Source organism: Ferdinandcohnia sp. SAFN-114 (genome assembly GCF_059415045.1).
Genome location: NZ_JBPFDQ010000084.1, coordinates 2,463 through 24,259, shown reverse-complemented (window position 1 = coordinate 24,259; position 21,797 = coordinate 2,463). Strand labels below are relative to the sequence as shown.

Sequence of the window (21,797 nt, the reverse complement as noted above, 5' to 3'; positions counted from 1 at the left end):
CAAATTAATGAAAAAGTGTTAAATTTAATATGGATAGGTGTTTTATATATGTCTCATTTGGCTAGGTCAGTTCATCTATTAACATTTCTTATTTTCCTTTTTATTCGGATAGACTGCTCTTTCGCCACCAATGAGTTTTGGTCTTGCTTTGGCCATTGTAACATGTGCACCACCTAGTTCTTTAACTGAACTTCGAATCGGAACTGCAACATGTTTTAGATGCATGCCAATGAAGGTATCACCAATATCAATTCCCGCTTCGGCTTTAATAAACTCAACAACAACAGGATCATTAAAATGCCCAAAAGCATATGTGGCCATCGCACCACCTGCGGTTCGAACCGGAACAACTGTTACTTGCTCGAAATTTTTATGTATCGCTGTTTCCCGCTCTACCACTAATGCACGATTTAAATGCTCACAACACTGAAACGCGAGCTCCACGCCTATATTTTCACGAAGCTTAGCCAATTCTCTAAAAATCATTTCCGCCACTTCTTCTGATCCGGCCGTACCAATTCGTTCACCAATGACTTCACTTGTACTACACCCGACAACAAGAAGCTCTCCTTTTTTCAGCGAAGCACGTTCCGCAAACTCCGAAAGAATCGTCTGAAGCTGCCTTTTCCACACCTCAAGATCTGCAACCATCCTCGTTCCCTCCTTCGGGACAGGCCCTTGTCCCACAAAAGTATTGAAGTAATTAAATATACGCCTGATGCATCATGTCCTCAGGCGCTGTAATCTCGTATGTTATTCCCCAGAGGGGTTGTTTTCATAAGCGGTGATTTTGTTGATTCTGTTTTCATGACGTCCACCTGAGAATTCTGTAGTAAGCCATGTTTTTGCAACTTCAACTGCTAGCCCCGGGCCAATCACACGTTCACCCATTGCTAAAATATTGCTGTTGTTATGCTCACGTGTAGCCTTTGCACTAAATACATCATGACAAAGTGCACAACGGATCCCTTGTACCTTGTTCGCAGCAATACTCATCCCAATCCCCGTTCCACAAATTAAAATACCACGGTCATATTCCCCGTTCGCTACTTTTTTCGCTACAGGTAGTGCATAATCGGGATAATCAACAGATGTAGAGCATTCACATCCGAAATCATCATACTCAATTTCAAGTTCGTCCAATACCTTTTTAATTTCCTCACGTAATACTAAACCGCCATGGTCTGAAGCTATTGCAACTTTCATTGTAAATCCCCCTATTATGAATTGAGACTTGGCTCGATATTTCTCCAAAAGACATTCCATTAATTTTTATTATACCTAAAAAAGAACTCCCGAACCAAAATAGGAGTTCTATCTTTTTAAAATTACATTGTAAACCGTTGAATCGTCTGCTTTAACTGTCCTGCTTGTGTAGCAAGTTCCTGTGCCAATGCATCCACTTCACAAATTACACTTGTCTGATGTTGCGTTGCCGCACTTACTTCTTGAGCACCAGCTGAAGTCTGTTCCGCAATCGCCGCAACCTCTTGAGACTGCAGGGATGTTTCTTGAATGCGTTCCATTTGTTTTTCAACCAAGGTAACAATTTGTTTTACTGCATCTGCCACTTCATGAACGGACGTTGTCATCTCAGCAAGCGCCTCATTTGTGATGGTTCCCTTTTTCGCTTCCTCATTTGCAACAGCGACTTGTTCTGAAATTTGAACGACTACATTTCGAACCTCTTGCTGAATACTTTGGATAAGCTCCGTAATCCCTTGAACAGCCTTTGAGCTTTCGTCCGCAAGCTTCCTTACTTCTTCAGCAACAACCGCAAAGCCTTTACCATGTTCACCAGCACGAGCCGCTTCGATTGACGCATTCAATGCAAGTAAATTTGTTTGGCGTGCAATATCGCCAACTAGAGAAATAATATGCTCTACTTCCTTCGCATTCGTCTCAAGACGATTGACGGCTTGAAGTGAAATTTGATTGTTATCAACAAGCTTATTAATGCCCGAAATTAACGAATGAACAACCTCTTTGCTATCATGTAATGTATCGACCATTTCAACAGACAAGTTTTGTGAGGTTTTCGCAATTTCTTGAACCTCTCCAGCAATTTGAATCACATCCTCGACAGATTCAGCTGTTTCTTGAATCGATACGGCCGAGCTATCCGCCCCTTTGGAAATCTCAGAAATTGTTCGGTTAATATTTTCCGCCTGTTCGGAGGCAAGACTGGATGCTTTTGTAATTTCAATAACCTTTTCATTTGTATTTTCAAAATTGCCTTCAATGTTTTGAACCATTTCGCGGAGATTGTGTAGCATTTTATTAAAAGCAAGACTCAAGCTACGAATCTCGTCATCTGATTTCGAAACAGGAACATCCTCACGAATATCACCATTCGCCGCATGAATCGCTACCTGCTCAAGCTTTTGGAGTGGTTTCGTAATAAAGGAAGCTGCAAAATACGCAAGAATCCCAGACCAAACAATCCCTAAAACCAGCGTGCCAATGATAAAGATTTGTTGATTGATCAACTCATTTACGAACGGATACACAAAATAAATGAATAACGCAGATGTTGAGTAAGTCACAATCGCTAAAATAGTCGTAAGTAAGACTAATTTTAGCTTAATACCAAATTTATAGCGCCTTTTTTTCAACCGATTCTCCCCCTGAATCTATCTCTCTATTTAAGTTTTGAAAGTACCTCGTCAATTAATGGTTCGAGCTCTGCATAGGTTTCTCTATAAATCTCTACTGGCCCTCCAAATGGATCAGAAACATCCCCACTACCATTTGTAAATTCCTTTAAGGTATGTACTTTGTCCTGGGCTTCTGGAAAACGTTGAAGTATTGCTTGCTTATGGTGGTTAGTCATCGTTAACACATAAGTGGCCCAATCAATATGCTCTTGTATTAAAAAGGAAGAAGAGTGCTGACACTCAATTCCATTTTCCTTCAAGACTTGTGCCGTATTAGCCGAAGCAGGACTACCATCCCCAGCAAATATCCCCGCTGATTTTACTTCGATATCTTCACCGCACTTTTTTCGTAAAATCGCCTCAGCCATTGGACTTCGACATGTATTTCCTGTACAAACAAATAAAACGCGAATCATTTTATCACCCTTTTCTACCTGCCTTTATGCTGCGAACGACCTGCACAAATAGACAAAATTCGATATAGTACTATTATAAATGAGATCAACCCAAAACACATAGTCAATAAATGAAAAAAAGAGCACGAGTTTTTCACTCATACTCTTCCATGGGTCACAGCTTCCTCATAACCACTTCAGATTCCCTGGGTCACAGGTCCCTTGTCCCACTTATAAAGGAAATAGCAATTTCACTCCGAAGACCAGGAGAATACAACCACCTAGCACCTCACTATATGTACCGAGCCAATGTTGGACCTTTCTGCCTAGCAGTAGACCGACCCACGACAGGATCATGCTAACTACACCGAACATCAGAATAACCATAATCGTTTTCGCACCATAAATCCCTAATGAAAGCCCAACAGAAAAACTATCAAGACTCACACTTAAGGCAAAAATAAACAAACCAAATCCAACAGGTGTAATCATGCGTTTGTCACCGTCATCGTCCTTGAAGGAGGAAATGATCATCTGCAATCCTAAAAATAAGAGCAATCCCGCACCAACATAGGTTGCAATTGCTCCAAATGTATCTGATAAAAAATGGCCGATCATCATTCCAGCCAAAGGCATCCACATATGAAACACACCGATGGTTATCCCGATTGTTAAAATCTGCTTAAGCCTTAACCGGATTAATCCCATTCCAAGTCCTACGGAAAATGCGTCCATTCCTAAAGCAAATGCCATTATAAATAAGGTTATAAGTTCCCCGAGAAATGCTGTAATATCCATCTTCTACCTCCTTGGACGTGCCTATTTCAACATATGCATGTACAAAACGAAATAGAAGAAGGTTGTTCAAAAAGTTGCCAAATGATAGACTGCGAATCTCTGCATCACTCGGCCTCGCCGTTCCTCAAGTCTCACGTTTCTTGACCTTATAGCAATAAGATTCGTCACCTTTTTGAACCATATATCTCAGCTAAGAATTTCCCAATTTATTCAGTTATCAATTTATGTCCCGCAGCTTTGATTAACCGATTCATAATAGCTTGCCCAATGCCCTCACTTGGAAAACTCTCACTAAAAATAACATCGACGTTACTTTCATCAAAGAGGCGGAGGACATCATAAAGTCTGTTTGCCACCGATTCTAAATCTTCACGCGAACCACAAGCAATAATGTTATCTGCACTGTATTTCTTTTCACGTTCCGTTGTTGTCAAAACGCCAACTTTCAACCCCTCAGCTTGCTTTTCTTTTACAAGAGATTGAATAAATTCCATTGAACCATTTACGATTGTAAGTGGCGCCGTCGGTGCATAATGTTTATATTTCATTCCTGGCGATTTTGGCGCTTCATCTTCTTTTAATATCGCCTTGTCAACCTTGACTACACCACACACTTCCTCAAGCTGCTCTTTCGTCACACCGCCTGGACGTAGAATGATAGGTACCTCACCTGAACAATCCAGAACTGTGGACTCAAGTCCAACACCTGTTGCTCCACCGTCAAGGACGCCAGCGATTTTTCCAGTCAAATCATCGGCTACATGCTTGGCTAGTGTCGGGCTTGGTTTTCCCGAAAGATTCGCACTTGGCGCAGCAAGCGGAAGCCCTGTTGCCGATATTAATGCCAAAGCAACTGGATGACTTGGCATCCGTACTGCCACCGTTTCTAGACCTGCTGTTACTTTACTTGCAACAGCATTTTCCTTCTTTTTTAAAACAAGTGTTAACGGACCTGGCCAGAATTTCTCAATCAAACGCTCAGCTTGCTCCGAAATATCCTGTACGATATTATAAAGCTGCCCAATTGTGGAGATGTGGACAATCAGTGGATTATCGCTCGGGCGCCCCTTTGCTGCATAGATCTTTGCAACCGCCTCGTCAGATAAAGCATTTGCTCCAAGGCCATAGACCGTTTCAGTAGGGAATGCAACCACTTCATTTGCCCGTAGAAGCGTTGCAGCCTCTTTTATTTGTGGATAAGATTCTAAATTATGTTCATCTTTATCCACAACCCATTGTTTTGTTTCCATGTAACGCAACTCCTATAATGAATTCCTTTAGTTATGTAGTTTATTTATTATTACAATATAAAAAAGTATAGGTATATAATGGGTAGAAAACAAGTGTTATCCACATTTTGTGGATAATTTAACCGAAAATGTGGATAATTTTGTGGGTATAACCAACTTTTCCATAAATCACATCTATAGGGAAAAATGTATCCACAGCCCATATTTTTCATCACGTTCCATAGACTATCATATTTTATACCTTTTTAACAACAAAACTTATCCACATTATCCACAATTTAGTTGTGTAAATACAAATAAAACCCCCGCCTGCAAACATTCCGTCCACAAACAAGGGTTTGAAAACTAATTTTATTTTTCAATTTGCGAAACCATGAACATCGGATCCGCTTTTTCAAGCAGCTGTGAGATATGATTGGATCCTATTATATGTACTGGTAGCTCATTCGTTTCAACTTGTCCAAAACCAAGCATGGTGAAAAATTGAATCGACGCTTGCTTATTTGTCGCTAAATATAATCGGCTAATTTCCTTATGCTTCGCTAGTGAAATCGCACTTTTAAATAGCGTTAATAAATTCGTTTGGTCAACGCCCGGCGAGATCACGAGCGATCGAAGTAAACCATCCTTTTCAATCCTCTCAATCCCTAAGGTCGCGAGGATTTGTTGCTCAGCATCTTCCAGTAATATAAAATGGTCCATTATCGATTCAATACCTTCCGCACTTACTTCAGCTTGTACTAAAAATGCTCTTACTTTTTCAATATCCTGTTCTGTCGCCGTTCTAATTTGTTTCATAGTTCTCCACCCCATCTTTCATTATCTAGTAACTACTCTATGAGGGCTTCTAAACAAATAGAACCAAATGCTAGACTTTTAGCTAAAAAGTGACGTGAAAAATTCAACTAAGAAGAATTTTACCTCTACTTCTTCTCCTTCACTTTCCTTATTTTCCGCACTGTCTTTGTTGTCTTTCTTTTCTTGCTTTTCTTCCTTCTCCACTTCTTTTTCTTCTTGCTCCATGGCTACATCTTTTCCTTCTTCATCTGACGCTTCAATTGCATCACCTGTTGAAAAGTCTAAGAAACATAATGGAGGGAATAACACGCACCACCAGTTTGCTCCTTCAGCTTCACCTATCGAAATTAAAATGGCTTCATACTCACCTGCTGGGTATAGAAATTGACCGTAAAGCTTTGTTGGAAATTGAACATTGCGTCCATATTTGACTGAGTAATTTTGATTGCTCTTTTCTTCTTCTAAAACTCTAGCAACGATTTTCTCAATTTCTGGTAGTCTCTCTTGAATCAACTCTCTAGCTGCTTCAATTGAAGTTAACTCCGCAACCCATTCCGTAATTTCTGCGTTCACCGCATCACGCACCTTGCGCTTTAAAGCTTGATCTTCTTCTGAATCACTGTTTGCCAAGATGCGAAGTCGAATCGCTTCATCAGGAATTACCTGATACCCTTGCGCACTTGTTTCTTTTATCAATAAATGGCTATTCGCCCCAATTAACAGTAAAAATATAAATGATATAATTGCAATTTGTTTACTCACTCTCTAGCACCATCCCTTCACAAACCATTCTCGCCAAAAAAATAGAATCCTAAACTACCAAATTTGAAAAATCTATTAAACTATTTTTTAGTAGAATGATTCCGTCAAGCCGAGCTGTTAAAGCCTGCTGTGTGTCTGAATATAAAGCTCATTCGGACTAGTTGATCTGAAATAGCGAATCGGAGCGTAGCTGATTTAGACAGAGCAAGCATGATTTGCGAACAGTGAGTCCGAATAACACTCTGATTCCGAAAGTACAACCGCATTCCGCGAGCTGCGAGCCCGAATAACACACTGATTCTGACAGTAAAACCTAATTCACCGTGCTGCGGGTCCGAATAACACTCTGATTCCGACAGTACAACCAAATTCCACGAGCTGCGAGTCCGAATAACACACTGATTCCGACAGTACGACCAAGTTCCCCGAGTAGTGAGTCCGTATAACACACTGTTTCCGACAGTATAACCAAACTCCCCGAGCTGTGAGTCCGAATAACACACTGATTCCGACAGTACAACCTAATTCCACGAGCTGCGAGTCCGAATAGCACACTGATTCTGACGGTAAAAAGCAAATTCCACGAGCTGTGAGTCCGAATTCCTCGCTGATTCCGACAGTACAAACCAGTAATTGCCGCCAATGTGTCCAAATGGGAAAATAATTTGGATTGAATAAACAGAAGTAGGCTTTTCAATTGTTTTTAAAAATAAATGTAAAGTCGACTTTACAAAATGTATAGTCTACTTTACAATAAAAGCAGTAACGCTTGGAGGATATTACCAATGGAAATTAAAAATCGAGTGAAGGAGCTCCGTGCAAAGCACAGTCTTACACAAGGTGCTCTTGCTGAAAAAGTGAACGTGACGCGGCAGACAATTGTGGCATTGGAAAAAGGAAGCTATGTACCATCACTATTGCTCGCAATGAATATCGCACGAACGTTTAACTTGCCAATCGAGAAAATTTTTTATTTGGAGGATGAATGAAGATGAGTATTGTTCGTAATGTTGTGTATTCAATTGTTTCAATCATGCTTATGGGCTGGGCCTTATCGTCAATGTATTATGCACAAATGGACTTTGCCAAAATCGTAAAAACGAATCAAGAACCACCATGGACCATCGAGATAAACACATTACCCATTTTAATCGCAATCGTAGTAGGCACTCTTTTTACCGTATTTACGTACCCAAAATTAAAAAAGAAACGAAAGTCATGGAAAAATGTATTTTTATTGCCGATCGAATTTGAAGAAGGAGATGAACGCGAAAAGGAACTCACCGGAAAAGCATGTCGCACTTCATATATTAGCATGTGGTACACATTCCCGATCATCAGCGCCCTATTTTTACTCTATCCCTTCATCTCAGACAACGTACCCTACTACCCAATTATCTTATTTTTGTTGTATCCATTGATACAAATCATTGCTTATTTTATTTCTTGGAAGAAGAACTACTAGACTGGCCATTAGATTTGATCAGAACGCAAAGCCAGCCACTATACCAACAGAAAAAAGGCTTGGCACCTGTGCCAAGCCCTTTTAAAATCCTATTTCTGCAAAAACCATCCGGTCTTTTCCATTTATGTCGTTCACAACTTCTACTTTTGCTCCAGGAAAAGCATCACGTAGCATTTGCGCAACGGCTTCACCCTGACCAACGCCTACTTCAAAGGCAACGATCCCTCTTTCTTTTAAAACAAGAGGTATCTCCTTCATAAATCGGCGATAGAAATCCAATCCGTCTTGGCCACCCACTAGAGCCCGGAGAGGTTCATGATCCTTCACAACCGTTGACAACGTCTCAATATCATCTTCTGGAATATACGGCGGATTGGATACAACTACATCTACCTTATTTTCTTCTTCTATTAACGGTCCTAATAAGTCACCTTCAACAAACCTTACCTTCGCGCCTAACCGAGCTGCATTTTCCTGCGCCACATCAATAGAAGCCTTCGCAATATCCACTGTCATCACATCTAGTCGATTGCTTTCAAGAGCAAGCGTCACCGATATCGCTCCACTCCCTGTCCCGACATCCACGATCTTAATCACATCTGTTGCAGGATACAACCGTCCCATCCTTGCAAGTAACCCTTGAACCAATTCTTCCGTCTCAGGCCTTGGAATTAAGACTTCCTCATTCACTAAAAATTTACGCCCGTAAAACTCCTCATAGCCCATAATGTGTTGGACTGGAACTCCACTCACAACCTTTTCAATAGCCGCTACAAACTTCTCCTTCACATCTGGAGGAAGTTCTTCTCTAATTTCCGCAAGGAGTTGCGCCCTACTTAACCCTAGATAATGACATAACAGCATTTCCCCGATATTCTCTTCCCGACCATGCTCCCGTAAAAAAGAAGAAGCCCATTTAAGGGCTTCAAATATTTTATGAAATTCTGCCATTATTCGGCTTGCTCCATTTTTCTTGCTTGGTCTTCCATGATGAGAGCATCAATAACTTCATCAAGTTTCCCTGTTAGGATTTGATCAAGCTTTTGAATCGTTAACCCGATACGGTGGTCGGTTACACGGTTTTGTGGGAAATTGTACGTACGGATACGCTCTGAACGGTCACCTGTACCTACGGCTTGCTTACGGTTTTGGTCGTATTCCGCTTGTGCTTCTTGTTGGAATTTATCATAAACACGGGCACGCAATACCTTCATTGCTTTTTCCTTGTTTTTGATTTGTGATTTCTCGTCCTGACAGGAAACCACCGTTCCAGTTGGCAAATGCGTTAAACGTACCGCTGACATTGTGGTGTTAACACTTTGTCCTCCAGGTCCACTGGATGCAAACGTATCGACTCGAATATCCTTTTCATGAATTTCGACTTCAACCTCTTCTGCTTCAGGTAATACCGCTACAGTTGCAGTTGATGTATGGATACGTCCACCTGATTCTGTTTCAGGAACACGTTGCACACGGTGTGCCCCATTTTCAAATTTCAATTTCGAATAAGCACCTTTTCCGGTAATCATAAAGATAATCTCTTTATATCCACCAACACCAGTTGAGTTTGAATCCATCACTTCAGTCTTCCAGCCTTGGTGCTCAGCAAAGCGGCTGTACATGCGATAAAGATCACCAGCAAATAGAGCAGCCTCATCTCCACCTGCAGCACCACGGATTTCCATGATAACGTTTTTGTCATCATTCGGATCCTTCGGCAATAGTAACACGTGCAGGCGCTCCTCGAGTTCCTCCATTTGGTCCTCAAGCTCATTGATTTCTTCCTTTACCATTTCACGCATCTCTGCATCAAGCTTCTCTTCAAGCATTGCTTTAGCATCGGTTAACTGTTCCTTAACCTCTTTGTACTCTCTATACTTCTCTACAGTTTCTTGTATATCAGATTGTTCTTTTGAATATTCACGTAGTTTATTTGTATTACTTACGATATCCGGGTCACTCAATAGTTCATTTAGTTTTTCATAACGAGCTTCAACAGCCTCTAAACGATCGAACACGTTCTTCACCTCAAAATTTAGTCCATAACAGTATAATTATAGTATAGGGTACCCACATCGTCAAAGCAAATTACAAATGAAAAGCGCAGGCGCCCTGTAAAATGGAACATCGACTAACTACTTCCACGTCCTGTGGCAACGTCATGTGAGCACTTCCTCGAAAATACAGGCATTTTCTTCGTGCGATATTAATGCTGTCGAAGCCCTCCCTGTCCTGTGAAAGTCTGACAAGCATAAGAAAAGATGGCGAGAAGGATGCTTTTTATCCTTCTTGACTGATTGGCTAGACCAAGGAATCGCTAGGGGCTGGACACGTTAACCTTATAATCATTCTCTCCCAAATTTCGCTGTCGAATTACAGATATTATGTTGGATTGGTTCTTTCTTTGGCGAAAAGGTTCTAGTTTTGTCTAGACGGAAGGATTTTATCGATAAAAGGAGAATCGTAGTAGTAGATAAAGAATCGGAAGAAAGTCTTTCAATATAATAATAGAGATAATAGGGGGATTGGTTGGTGTGAATACTGCGCAGTTCGCAAAAAAATTGGGGGTATCAACAAAAACGGTTCGGAAATGGATCAAAATCTTTAATCTTAAGTGTACCAAAAACGAATACGGACACTATGTATTTGAGAACACGGACCTTCCATTATTCGAGGGAATACGGAATCAAGTGAAATCCGGTGTCCCTTCTGATAAAATCGAATTAACTACACCAGCGCCTAGGAAGGGGACCGCACGGAAAATGGTTCAAGCATCAGATAAAACACTCTCAGAAAAGTTAAACGCAATCATGGATCGGATTAAAGAAAATGAAAGACAAATTCAAGAAAAAGCAAGTGACGTTGTTTCCTATCAACTTCTTCAACATCGCAAGGAAATAGATGAACTTCAGAAGAGGATGCAAAAAATGGAGGACTATATCGAGCAACTTGAAAGAGAAAAGGAAGAACTACAAAAACAAACGGCCATTACACTCGAAAAAGTAGAAGGTTCAAGAAAACGTAAAAGAGTTCTCGGATTCCTCTTCTAAGATCAGGACACTTAAGCCTGGTCTTTTTTTATGCCCAAAATGAAAAAGCACCCCAATCAGGAGCGCCTTATAATTTCATTGTATCCTTTTGAACAGTAGATTGTAATAATGGTTTTCCTGGCACTTCATGATGGTGACGGCAACGTGGCTCATAGGACTCCGAAGCACCTACTAAAATAATCGGATCATCATAGGATGCAGGTTGTCCATTAATTAAGCGTTGTGTTCTACTTGAAGGTGAACCACAGACTGAACAAACCGCCTGTAATTTAGTAACAAGCTCAGCTAGCGAAAGTAGCTCAGGCACTTTTCCAAACGGCTCTCCACGGAAATCTTGATCCAAGCCAGCAACGATGACACGATGACCACGATTTGCTAGTGTCTGAACGACATCTAAAATCTCATCATCAAAAAATTGAACTTCATCAATTGCAATTACATCTGTATCTGCAGAGACCTCTTTTAAAAGATCAGCTGAAGTTGCAACTGGTTTTGCTATAAACGAAGAACCATTATGGGATACAACGGAATTTTCACTATATCGATTATCTATTTGAGGCTTAAACACCTGAACGGATTGTCTTGCGAATTCAGTACGACGTACACGTCGAATCAGTTCCTCAGATTTTCCTGAAAACATGCTTCCACAAATTACTTCAAGCCAGCCACTTTGCTTCATAATATACATGAAACGAAAGTCTCCTTTCCTCGGGTTGTTTCTACCGAGCCAACTAATTGACTATGGATTTGAGGATTATTTTTAAGAGGTAAGTATCTATAATTGCGAGAAAAAATAGGTTTAGTAGCAAAAAAAACAGGCAAGAAGAAAAAACTTGCCTGTTTTTGGCTTTCAAACCGATATTATTTAATACCGTATTTTTTGTTGAATTTATCTACACGTCCACCTGCATCAGCGAACTTCTGACGGCCTGTATAGAATGGGTGACACTCTGAGCAAACCTCAACGCGGATCTCCTCTTTTACAGAACCAGATTCAAATTCGTTACCACAAGCACATTTCACCATAACTTTTTTATAGTTTGGATGAATTCCTGATTTCATTCGTCTCATCTCCTTCCGCCCTGAATCATTGATCGAAACAGAGTTACGTTTTAGCAAAATCACATGTATTTTGAATACCTAAAACGCACATGTTGAAATTATAACAAGTGAAGCTGTGAATTGCAACTTAATCCTGCTGTTAAAAACCGTTAATTCTCAATATTTTTTCCAACACAGAGATTTGTTGCATTCACAAACTTCAGTGTATTTACCTTAGGAATCAGAACGATTGCCGCTTCTTCTAGCAGCTGCCGCTTTCTTTTCTGCTTCTAGCATTTCAAAGAACTCTGCATTTGTTTTAGTTTGCTTAAGTCGACGTAAAAATTTCTCTGCAAAATCTGGAGAATCTGACATTGCTTTTCGGATTGCCCAAATTTTATCCAGCTTGCCTTTTTCGATAAGAAGCTCTTCTTTTCTTGTACCAGAACGACGAATATCAATCGCAGGGAAAATACGTCTTTCTGCGAGTGAACGATCAAGGTGAAGTTCCATGTTACCAGTACCCTTAAATTCCTCATAGATAACGTCATCCATACGTGAACCTGTGTCGACAAGCGCAGTCGCTAAGATTGTTAAGCTTCCACCCTCTTCGATGTTTCTCGCCGCCCCAAAGAAACGCTTTGGACGGTGGAATGCAGCAGGGTCAATACCCCCTGATAATGTACGTCCGCTTGGCGGGATAACAAGGTTGTATGCTCTTGCTAGACGAGTAATACTATCCATTAAGATAATGACATCCCGTTTGTGCTCAACAAGACGCATCGCCCTTTCTAACACAAGTTCAGCAACCTTAATATGGTTTTCCGGAACCTCATCAAAAGTAGAACTTACAACATCTCCTGCTACGGATCGTTCGATGTCTGTAACCTCTTCTGGGCGCTCGTCGATTAGTAATACGATTAGCTCAGCCTCTGGATGGTTGGTTGTAATGCTGTTTGCAATTTCCTTAATCAGCATCGTTTTACCAGCCTTAGGCGGTGCTACAATGAGTCCACGTTGTCCGAAACCAACCGGTGCCAAAATGTCCATAATTCGAGTTGAAATATGATTTGGCTTTGTTTCTAAGATAACTTGACGATCTGGATATAGAGGTGTTAGACCTGGGAAGTGAACACGTTCCTTTGCGGATTCTGGATCATCACCATTAACAGCCTCCACGTGAAGCAGTCCATAATAACGTTCATTTTCCTTTGGAGGACGCACTTTCCCCGAAACCTTATCCCCGTTTCTCAAGTCAAAACGACGGATTTGAGATGCAGAAATATAGATATCTTCAGACGATGGAGAATAGTTGATAGGACGAAGGAAACCGAATCCTTCTGATTGGATAATTTCCAGAACACCCTCCATAAATAAAAGGCCATCCTGCTCTGCGCGTGCTTTTAAGATTGCAAAAATCAATTCTTTCTTCGTTAACTTGCTATAATAAGAAACCTTAAATTCACGTGCTAATTCGTATAATTCTTTTAGCTTCATGTTTTCTAGGCTTGAAATTGTAATACTCATTCGTACACCACTCTTTTTCTAGTTTAAAATTGTTTCTACTTAACCGTAAATGCTCTCCAATTGATTGGTTATAACGCTCGCCAAAGCGCATTTGATGATTGGTTCATTCGTCCATTATATAAAAGCGTTTTCGCATTTTTCTCTTAAAAAAAATAAGAGATAGATGAAACATTTTATATGTAACAGTATGGATGGAATGATATAGAAGCATTATGAGGATTGCATAGAAGCTTTACCGCGGTACTCATTTTTGTTAAGGAAATTGGAATCCCTAAACATGAATTTAATTGAAGTAAAAAAGACAATCAAACACGCCTTGGCGTATTCGCGCCCAGATTGTTTCGCGACTAGGCGAAAAGTGACTTTTGAAGATCGCATGTCTCCGCCGGAGGTTTTGACATTATTTAGCCAGGGTTTGAACCCCTGCGAAAAGTTTTCACTTTTTCAATCATTCGTTATTAAATATAAAGGAACATATTCTGTTAGATAATCCTCTTTATTTTACCCTATTCTTGTATTTTTAATCAATACCCTTATTTTAATAGAGTTATGAAGTTACAGTGTCAAGAATGCTTTTAAGCAAACACGCGAGTGATTAAAAGTGAGAAGCGAGTCTAAAGACTCGCTTCTACTTTATTTAATTACTAGATTAGGCTTTTTCTTCAAACTGTGTCTACCATCTATGAATCTAACAGTTCCTGATTTCGCACGCATGACAAGTGAATGAGTGGTGCCAATTGATCCCTTAAATTGCACGCCACGTAATAGCTCACCATCTGTAACACCGGTTGCTGCAAAAATGGCGTCATCTCCGCTAACTAGATCTTCCATTTTAAGAACTTTTGAAACATCAAGTCCCATTTTGATACAACGCGCAATCTCCTCATCATTTTGAGGTAGAAGCTTACCTTGAATTTCGCCACCTAGACATTTCAATGCAACAGCTGAAAGAACGCCTTCTGGGGCACCGCCTGAACCGAATAAAATATCTACACCAGTATGGTCAAATGCTGTATTAATGGCTCCCGCAACATCGCCGTCATTGATTAGCTTAATTCGAGCACCTGCTTCGCGAAGCTGTGAAATGATATGCTCATGTCTTGGTCGGTTTAAAACGGTTGCCACAACATCTTCAATATCCTTATTCTTTGCTCTTGCAACAGCTTTTAGGTTATCGATTATTGGTGCGTTAATATCAATTAACCCAACCGCTTCCGGACCGACCGCAATTTTGTCCATATACATGTCTGGTGCATGAAGTAAATTACCGTGATCCGCTACAGCCAATACAGACAATGCATTCCATCCACCAGACGCTAAAATATTGGTCCCTTCAAGTGGGTCCACCGCTACGTCAACTCTTGGACCATAGCCATTTCCAAGCTTTTCACCAATATAAAGCATTGGAGCCTCGTCCATTTCTCCTTCCCCAATGACAACTTGTCCCTTCATTGGGATTGTGTCGAACACATCTCTCATTGCAGAGGTTGCTGCTCCATCTGCTTCATCTTTTTTACCGCGTCCCATCCAACGAGCTGATGCTAATGCCGCTGCCTCTGTAACACGTACAAGCTCCATCGATAAGCTTCTTTCCACACTCTCTTCCCCCTAGCAAATAATTTTATTCTATTTTTCCACATAACCTTAACATAACAAAAAACGTTTTCTCTCTACTTTTCCATCTGTCTAGCTCCGACTCGCAGCAACTAGCAAAACTTCCCACACCTTCCGTACGATAAGCTCAACATCGGCTCGCGCCACTCGCCGTGTTTCCTTTATCTCCTTGAGAGGCAAGGTTCACAGACTAAGTACGCCACACCCACATCATGTGTGCCTCAGTCCGTACGTCGCTATACGCTCGTCTGGACTTTTCTTCTTAAGGATACATGAAAACTCCCACTTTTTGTAGTGGGAGTTTGAGTTTCTATATAATTACATATAGATCAGGCGGCTAGAAATCCGATAAACTTCAACTTTTCCTTCAGAGGCAAATGGCTTCTCTTGCGTTGGAGTATCTGATTTTCCTCGTTTCTGGTCAACCCGCTTTTCTATGAATTTTGGAGTTGTTCAATTTCATCTTCTGTTAGGCTTTCTCTCCAAATAGTAGCGCCTAAGCCTGTTAGTTTTTCTTCTAAATGGCTATAGCCACGGTCAATATGCTCAAGGCCAGTAATTTCAGTTACACCTTCTGCCATTAAACCAGCAACAACTAGTGAGGCACCTGCACGTAAATCACTTGCTTTAACTTTTGCACCTTGAAGTTGAACTGGTCCAGTGACTATCGCTGAACGGCCTTCAACTTTAATTTGGGCGTTCATACGACGAAGCTCATCGATATGCTTAAATCTAGCACCATAAATCGTATCGGTTACAACACCTGTTCCAGTTGCTTTTGTTAGCAAGGATGTAAAAGGCTGCTGTAGGTCCGTTGGAAAACCTGGATACACAAGTGTCTTGATATCAACAGACTTTAGATTCTTATTACTGGCAACCCAAATTTGGTCGTCACTTGTTTCAACAGTTACACCCATTTCACGGAATTTTGCAATCAATGATTCCAAGTGAAGTGGAATGACATTATCAATTAATACACCTTCACCCATTGCGGCACCAATAATCATATATGTACCAGCTTCAATGCGGTCAGGAATAATCGTATGGCGGCAACCTTGCAGAGAATCTACACCTTCAATACGGATGACATCTGTTCCGGCTCCCTTAATTTTTGCCCCCATGCTTGTTAACAGTGTTGCCACATCAATAATTTCAGGTTCTTTTGCCGCATTTTCAATGACAGTACGACCTTTAGCACGCACTGCTGCTAACATGATATTAATAGTTGCTCCAACACTTACAACATCAAGGTAAATGCGGGCACCTCTTAACTCATCAGCTCGAAGGTAGATTGCTCCTTGCTCATTTGTCACTTTAGCCCCAAGCGCTTCGAAGCCTTTAATATGCTGGTCAATTGGTCGTGGACCTAGGTGACATCCACCTGGTAGACCGATAACTGCCTTTTTAAAACGACCTAGCATTGCCCCCATTAAATAATAGGACGCACGAAGCTTTTTGACTTTACCATTTGGTAGTGGCATTGAGACAATATTTGTCGGGTCAACATAAACTTCTTCTTTACTTATTGATACGTGACCACCAATCTCTTCAAGCAAATCTCCTAAAATTTGCACGTCCGAAATATCTGGTAGCCCCTCAATTGTTACCGGCGTTTCTGCTAGGATTGTTGCTGGAATCAGGGCAACTGCACTATTCTTTGCCCCGCTGATTTTTACAGATCCTTTTAGTGGATAACCGCCTGCTATTTTTAGTTTTTCCATATGTGGCTCCCTTCTAGCGAAGATGACGGTTTTGTAAGGGAATCCTTGAATTGCCACGGATACAACCTGTCCGGAATATTTTCCGGAAGAAAACTAGCTTTAGGCAGTTCTTTTCCCTTATTTACGTTACACAATCGTAACGACACTTCACTTGAATTGGTATATTTTAACATAGATTAACTGCACGAGTATTAACTCTTAGTTTACATGAAAATAAGAAAATCATGTATCATTTTATCCTTTTTCATCAAAACAAGCAAATCCACCTAAAGAGGATAAAATCAATAGGTCTAAGTTCGTACTACAAAAGCATTGCTCTTATTTCATATTCAAATTGAGATCATTTTATGTGGCACTTAGTGTGTTTGAAGTGATTCTTGTTGAAGGTCAATGTCTTGTCTAGCCCCATGCGCCATCGGCTCTTTGGTCTAAGCCAATCGCTTCGGAAGGTAAAATGCACCTTCTGTCAGCGCTTTTACTTATACTTGTCGCCGATTAACGGGCGCGCTTAGCGCTTTTCTAGTTATACGTTATAGCGTTCGTCTAAGTTTCAGTTTTTATGGGTAAGTTACACAAATCAGCTCCTTCCACTTTTTTTGTGTTTGATTACCTGTAATTACCCCTAGACTCCCATCTAATACGGCAAGGTTTTCAAAAAGCTCCTTGCGCAATTCGTACTGTCTAGCTCCAGCCGCCATCGGCTCGAGGTCACAAGCCATGCACTTCTGAAGGCGAAAAATTGCGCCTTCTATCAGTACCTGTCTAGTGCTTATCGCCGATACTTGAGCGTCTTTCGCTTTTCTTATTATAACGCAAGAAAACCGCTATCTCCAAATCATGTTGTCAATAACAGGAAATAAGCGGTTTTTTTGGGGTTGGAGACCATTCTCCAATCTATTTAATTAGACGTTTTCTACATCCAAAAGGTTACTTACGCGTTAGCTTTTCCAGAGGAACCAAATTCACGCATTTTGCCTTTAACTGTTTCACGAATTGCATCACGAGCAGGTCCTAAGTATTTACGTGGATCATACTCATTTGGCTTAGCAGCTAGAGTTTCACGTACTGTTTTTGCTGAAGAAATTTGGTTTTCTGTGTTTACGTTGATTTTAGCTGTTCCAAGAGAGATTGATTTTTGAATATCTTTTGTTGGAATACCAGTTCCACCGTGAAGTACAAGCGGTAAACCAGTTTTGTTACCAATTTCTTCCATCTCTTTGAAACCAAGGTTTGGTTCACCTTTGTAAGGACCGTGAACAGAACCTAAAGCTGGAGCTAAGCAATCGATACCAGTGCGGTTAACAAGCTCAACACACTCATTAACATCCGCATAGATAACACCTTCAGCTATTACGTCATCTTCTTGTCCACCAACAGTACCAAGCTCAGCTTCTACAGAAACTCCGTGGAAATGTGCAAGCTCAACTACTTTAGAAGTTATCGCAATGTTCTCTTCAAATGGATGATGAGAAGCATCAATCATAACAGATGTGAATCCAGCATGAATAGCTTTTGCACAATTCTCGAATGAAGAACCATGATCAAGATGAATAGCAACCGGAACTGTGATATTGGATTCTTCCATAATCGCTTTAACCATTGCTACTACAACTTTGAATCCACCCATATATCGGCCAGCACCTTCAGAAACACCAAGAATAACTGGTGAATTTTCTTCTTGAGCAGCTTGTAAAATAGCTTGTGTAAATTCAAGATTGTTAATGTTAAATTGACCTACTGCATACCCTTCTGCTTTTGCTCTTTCAAGCATTTCTTTCATTGAAACCAAAGGCATGTGAATTTCCTCCTTTTGTACCGTTTTATTGTGTAAATTAAGGCATTATCCCTATACACGATAGAACCACGGCAAAGTCTCACCGGGTTATTGTTTACCTATTCCCATTGAGTTCGTATCACCTAATAGAATGACCGAAATAAAATCATAATATGTAAGCTCTTGTTAGAAATTAACAAACAAAAAGCACACAAAAATGCCCTTTGTGTTAAGGAATAGCAACAATACAGTACTAAGCATATCACAAGATTTTGATTTCGCAATACAGGAATGTTTCACATCTTTTTCGTGAAGCGTTTCCATTTTGTTCATACCAGTATTTTGTATTTTTTAAGTTTTTTATTCAGATTTTAATGGGATATTTGCTCTTACTGCTTCTCGAAGCTCGTCAATGTCAAACGGCTTTGCAAAATGGGTAATTGCTCCCAAATCTTTCGCTTCTTGGATCATATCAAGTTCACCATAAGCTGTCATAATGATTACCCGAATATCCTGGTTTATTTTCTTCAGTCGTTTTAGTATTTCAATCCCATCCATACCAGGGATTTTCATATCTAACAAGACCAAATCCGGAGAGTGCTTTTGAACAATATCAATTGCTTGTACTCCATTAGCTGCTTGGAATGTCTTATAACCTTCTTTTTGAAAAACTTCATTTAATAGAATCCGTATTCCGTATTGATCATCCACAATTAAGATTTTTTCTGACATTCTTGAATAACCCCCCTTAAATAGATAAAAATAGTTGGATAAATTACGTTGTCTTCACGATCGTTTTTAGATACGTTCGTTTTTTCGAATATTATTATATCGTTATTCATTTTTAATTCTACCACACCTACTTAATTTCCTGCTTTTTACCTAAAAAACTTTTATTTCCAAGACCGAAACAATTAATACTACAAATTTCGACATCATTTCTTATTTTTTTTGTATAACGTTATTATGATAATATATGGAAATAAGTCTATCGACAAGAAAGGAAATATACATTTATGTTAAAAATTTTTACTACACAACTTCAAGGTCAATTTAAGAGAATAATGGAGCATGAGGAAATGAATATGGAGGATGGGGCAAGAATTCTGGCTCAGTCAGTCATTAGCGATGGCACAGTCTTCGTACATGGTTTTGGCGAAATGGCAGCAGTTGCTACCGAGGCGCTGGCTGGGGCTGAACCCTTAAAATCTGCAAAGCCATTATTTACTGATGAAAAAATGAACGAAATCGAAGATATTGACTCTGTTCTATTAATCACAAGATTTTGTACCGATGAAGATGCGATTAAGCTTGCAGAAGAACTGCGCGGTAATGGGATCCAAACCGTAGCGATTTCGGCAATTGTAAAAGCGGAAGATGAGCGTACTCTTGAGAAAAGCGTCGATATTCATATCGATAGCAAGCTACAAAAGCCACTCATCCCCGATGATGATGGAACCCGCTTTGGATTCCCAAGCGTGATGACTGCTCTATATGCCTATTACGGTCTAAAATTCACAATTAAAGAAATGGTCGAGGAATTTGAATAAGGATTAAATCGGATAAAATTTGATGAATGCCTGGACGAGGCTAACTTTATGAAGAGGAAGCGTAGAGGTATCTTACGCTTTTTCCTTTTCGTATAATCAATGAAGGGCATTCGGGTTCAAATTTTTGTGCTTTTTCCACTTCATTTGATCGATGAAGAGGATTTGGATTCAAATTTTTGTGCTTTTTCCTCTTCATAAGTCCGGTGAAGGGGATTCGGAATTAAAATCGGATGCTTTTTCCTTTTCATAGGCTCGATGAAGAGGATTCAGATTCAAATTTTTGTACTTTTTCCTCTTCATAAGTCCGATGAAGAGGATTCAGATTCAAAATCTGATGCTGTTTACTCTTCCTAAACCCAATGAAGAGGATTCGGATTCAAAACCGGATGCTTTTTACTCTTCATTAGTCCGATGAAGAGGATTCGGATTCAAAATCGAATGCTTTTTCCTCTTCATAAGCTCGATGAAGGGGATTCGGATTCAAAATCGAATGCTTTTTCCTCTTCATAAGCTCGATGAAGGGGATTCAGATTTAAAACCGGATGCTTTTTACTCTTCATAAACCCAATGAAGAGGATTCGGATTCAAAACCGGATGCTTTTTACTCTTCAATAGTCCGATGAAGAGGATTCGGATTCATATTTTTGTGCTTTTTACTCTTCATAGGCTCGATGAAGAGGATTCAGATTCAAATTATTGTGCTTTTTACTCTTCATAGGCTCGATGAAGAGGATTCAGATTCAAATTATTGTGCTTTTTCCTCTTCATAAGCTCGATGAAGGGGATTCAGATTCACAACCGGTTGCTTTTTACTCTTCATAAACCCGATGAAGAAGATTCGGATTCAAAACCGGATGCTTTTTACTCTTCATAAGCTCGATGAAGGGGATTCGGATTCAAACTCATACGCTTTTTCCTCTTCATAAGCTCGATGAAGGGGATTCGGATTCAAAATCGAATGCTTTTTCCTCTTCATAAGCTCGATGAAGGGGATTCGGATTCAAAATCGAATGCTTTTTCCTTTTCATAAGATCAATGAAGTACATTTCCAGCCTCTTTTTCATGCGTTATGTTCTTCATGAGCCCAATGAAGTACAAAACCCGTCTCTTTTTCGTGCGTAATGTTCTTCATAAGATCAATGAAGTACATTTCCAGCCTCTTTTTCATGCGTTATGTTCTTCATGAACCCAATGAAGTACATAACCCGTCTCTTTTTCGTGCGTTATGTTCTTCATAAGCTCGATGAAGGGGATTCGGATTTAAAATCGAATGCTTTTTCCTCTTCATAAGCTCGATGAAGGGGATTCGGATTCAAACTCGAATGCTTTTTCCTTTTCATAAGATCAATGAAGTACATTTCCAGCCTCTTTTTCATGCGTTATGTTCTTCATGAG

The 21,797-nt window shown here is 40.1% G+C and carries 22 protein-coding genes; 4 read left to right on the top strand and 18 right to left on the bottom strand.

What is annotated here, in order from left to right; genetic code table 11:
- Positions 1 to 78: 78 nt before the first annotated feature.
- The 8 genes from ACR65M_RS21380 to spoIIR all read right to left on the bottom strand — a co-directional run bounded on the left by ACR65M_RS21380 (position 79) and on the right by spoIIR (position 6,660).
- Entirely contained in the window at positions 79 to 651 is a 573-nt protein-coding gene (locus tag ACR65M_RS21380) for a TIGR01440 family protein (protein WP_440274356.1), read from the bottom strand.
- Positions 652 to 753: 102 nt separating this feature from the next.
- Positions 754 to 1,206: a ribose 5-phosphate isomerase B gene (rpiB, locus tag ACR65M_RS21375; protein WP_341333252.1), complete on the bottom strand. Its 453-nt coding sequence runs from the start codon at positions 1,204 to 1,206 to the stop codon at positions 754 to 756.
- Between the two features lie 122 nt (positions 1,207 to 1,328).
- Complete coding sequence (locus ACR65M_RS21370) at positions 1,329 to 2,615, bottom strand: methyl-accepting chemotaxis protein (protein ID WP_440274355.1); 1,287 nt, start codon at positions 2,613 to 2,615, stop codon at positions 1,329 to 1,331.
- Positions 2,616 to 2,641: 26 nt separating this feature from the next.
- The gene (locus ACR65M_RS21365; RefSeq protein WP_341333254.1) at positions 2,642 to 3,073 is read right to left on the bottom strand and encodes a low molecular weight protein arginine phosphatase; all 432 of its coding nucleotides are present in this window, start codon (positions 3,071 to 3,073) and stop codon (positions 2,642 to 2,644) included.
- Positions 3,074 to 3,283: 210 nt separating this feature from the next.
- The gene (locus tag ACR65M_RS21360) at positions 3,284 to 3,850 is read right to left on the bottom strand and encodes a manganese efflux pump (protein ID WP_121448518.1); all 567 of its coding nucleotides are present in this window, start codon (positions 3,848 to 3,850) and stop codon (positions 3,284 to 3,286) included.
- 206 nt (positions 3,851 to 4,056) lie between these two features.
- Positions 4,057 to 5,100 carry an L-threonylcarbamoyladenylate synthase gene (locus ACR65M_RS21355; protein WP_440274354.1) on the bottom strand — a complete coding sequence of 348 codons (1,044 nt, stop codon included), beginning with the start codon at positions 5,098 to 5,100 and terminating at the stop codon, positions 4,057 to 4,059.
- A 351-nt stretch (positions 5,101 to 5,451) separates the two neighbouring features.
- Positions 5,452 to 5,898 (bottom strand): GNAT family N-acetyltransferase, encoded by a 447-nt coding sequence (locus ACR65M_RS21350; protein ID WP_440274353.1) that lies wholly within the window; start codon positions 5,896 to 5,898, stop codon positions 5,452 to 5,454.
- Positions 5,899 to 5,976: 78 nt separating this feature from the next.
- Entirely contained in the window at positions 5,977 to 6,660 is a 684-nt protein-coding gene (spoIIR, locus tag ACR65M_RS21345) for a stage II sporulation protein R (protein WP_440274352.1), read from the bottom strand.
- A gap of 785 nt (positions 6,661 to 7,445) precedes the next feature.
- Here spoIIR and ACR65M_RS21340 point away from each other — a divergent pair.
- Together ACR65M_RS21340 and ACR65M_RS21335 are read left to right on the top strand one after the other, a co-directional pair.
- A complete protein-coding gene (locus ACR65M_RS21340; RefSeq protein WP_121448522.1) occupies positions 7,446 to 7,649 on the top strand; it encodes a helix-turn-helix domain-containing protein in 204 nt (67 codons plus the stop codon).
- A 2-nt stretch (positions 7,650 to 7,651) separates the two neighbouring features.
- On the top strand, positions 7,652 to 8,125 hold the full coding sequence (locus ACR65M_RS21335; RefSeq protein WP_440274351.1) for a hypothetical protein: 474 nt from the start codon (positions 7,652 to 7,654) through the stop codon (positions 8,123 to 8,125).
- An 81-nt stretch (positions 8,126 to 8,206) separates the two neighbouring features.
- Here ACR65M_RS21335 and prmC read toward each other — a convergent pair whose 3' ends face one another.
- Both prmC and prfA read right to left on the bottom strand, forming a co-directional pair.
- Positions 8,207 to 9,076, bottom strand: a complete 870-nt coding sequence (gene prmC / locus ACR65M_RS21330) for a peptide chain release factor N(5)-glutamine methyltransferase (RefSeq protein WP_440274350.1) — start codon at positions 9,074 to 9,076, stop codon at positions 8,207 to 8,209.
- On the bottom strand, positions 9,076 to 10,152 hold the full coding sequence (gene prfA, locus ACR65M_RS21325; protein WP_121448525.1) for a peptide chain release factor 1: 1,077 nt from the start codon (positions 10,150 to 10,152) through the stop codon (positions 9,076 to 9,078). Before prfA ends, prmC begins: the two co-directional genes overlap by 1 nt.
- A 507-nt stretch (positions 10,153 to 10,659) precedes the next feature.
- On the opposite strand from prfA, the gene ACR65M_RS21320 reads away from it, so the two are divergent.
- On the top strand, positions 10,660 to 11,175 hold the full coding sequence (locus ACR65M_RS21320; RefSeq protein ID WP_341333261.1) for a MerR family transcriptional regulator: 516 nt from the start codon (positions 10,660 to 10,662) through the stop codon (positions 11,173 to 11,175).
- A gap of 67 nt (positions 11,176 to 11,242) precedes the next feature.
- Here ACR65M_RS21320 and ACR65M_RS21315 read toward each other — a convergent pair whose 3' ends face one another.
- The 8 genes from ACR65M_RS21315 to ACR65M_RS21280 form a co-directional block, all read right to left on the bottom strand.
- Positions 11,243 to 11,863, bottom strand: coding sequence for a thymidine kinase (locus tag ACR65M_RS21315; protein ID WP_341333262.1), 621 nt, complete (start codon positions 11,861 to 11,863; stop codon positions 11,243 to 11,245).
- Positions 11,864 to 12,036: 173 nt separating this feature from the next.
- A complete protein-coding gene (gene rpmE, locus ACR65M_RS21310) occupies positions 12,037 to 12,237 on the bottom strand; it encodes a 50S ribosomal protein L31 (protein WP_116351985.1) in 201 nt (66 codons plus the stop codon).
- 213 nt (positions 12,238 to 12,450) lie between these two features.
- Complete coding sequence (rho, locus tag ACR65M_RS21305; protein ID WP_121448529.1) at positions 12,451 to 13,743, bottom strand: transcription termination factor Rho; 1,293 nt, start codon at positions 13,741 to 13,743, stop codon at positions 12,451 to 12,453.
- Positions 13,744 to 14,376: 633 nt separating this feature from the next.
- Positions 14,377 to 15,339 (bottom strand): class II fructose-bisphosphatase, encoded by a 963-nt coding sequence (gene glpX / locus ACR65M_RS21300; RefSeq protein ID WP_121448530.1) that lies wholly within the window; start codon positions 15,337 to 15,339, stop codon positions 14,377 to 14,379.
- 452 nt (positions 15,340 to 15,791) lie between these two features.
- On the bottom strand, positions 15,792 to 17,078 hold the full coding sequence (gene murA / locus ACR65M_RS21295; protein WP_341333263.1) for a UDP-N-acetylglucosamine 1-carboxyvinyltransferase: 1,287 nt from the start codon (positions 17,076 to 17,078) through the stop codon (positions 15,792 to 15,794).
- Positions 17,079 to 17,635: 557 nt separating this feature from the next.
- Positions 17,636 to 17,797, bottom strand: a complete 162-nt coding sequence (locus ACR65M_RS21290; protein ID WP_440274349.1) for a hypothetical protein — start codon at positions 17,795 to 17,797, stop codon at positions 17,636 to 17,638.
- Positions 17,798 to 18,009: 212 nt separating this feature from the next.
- A complete protein-coding gene (locus ACR65M_RS21285) occupies positions 18,010 to 18,873 on the bottom strand; it encodes a class II fructose-bisphosphate aldolase (RefSeq protein WP_440274348.1) in 864 nt (287 codons plus the stop codon).
- 339 nt (positions 18,874 to 19,212) lie between these two features.
- Positions 19,213 to 19,584 (bottom strand): response regulator, encoded by a 372-nt coding sequence (locus tag ACR65M_RS21280; RefSeq protein WP_010677224.1) that lies wholly within the window; start codon positions 19,582 to 19,584, stop codon positions 19,213 to 19,215.
- Between the two features lie 284 nt (positions 19,585 to 19,868).
- Here ACR65M_RS21280 and ACR65M_RS21275 point away from each other — a divergent pair, with 284 nt between their 5' ends.
- Positions 19,869 to 20,402 (top strand): DUF2529 domain-containing protein, encoded by a 534-nt coding sequence (locus ACR65M_RS21275; RefSeq protein ID WP_341333265.1) that lies wholly within the window; start codon positions 19,869 to 19,871, stop codon positions 20,400 to 20,402.
- Positions 20,403 to 21,797 lie beyond the last annotated feature (1,395 nt).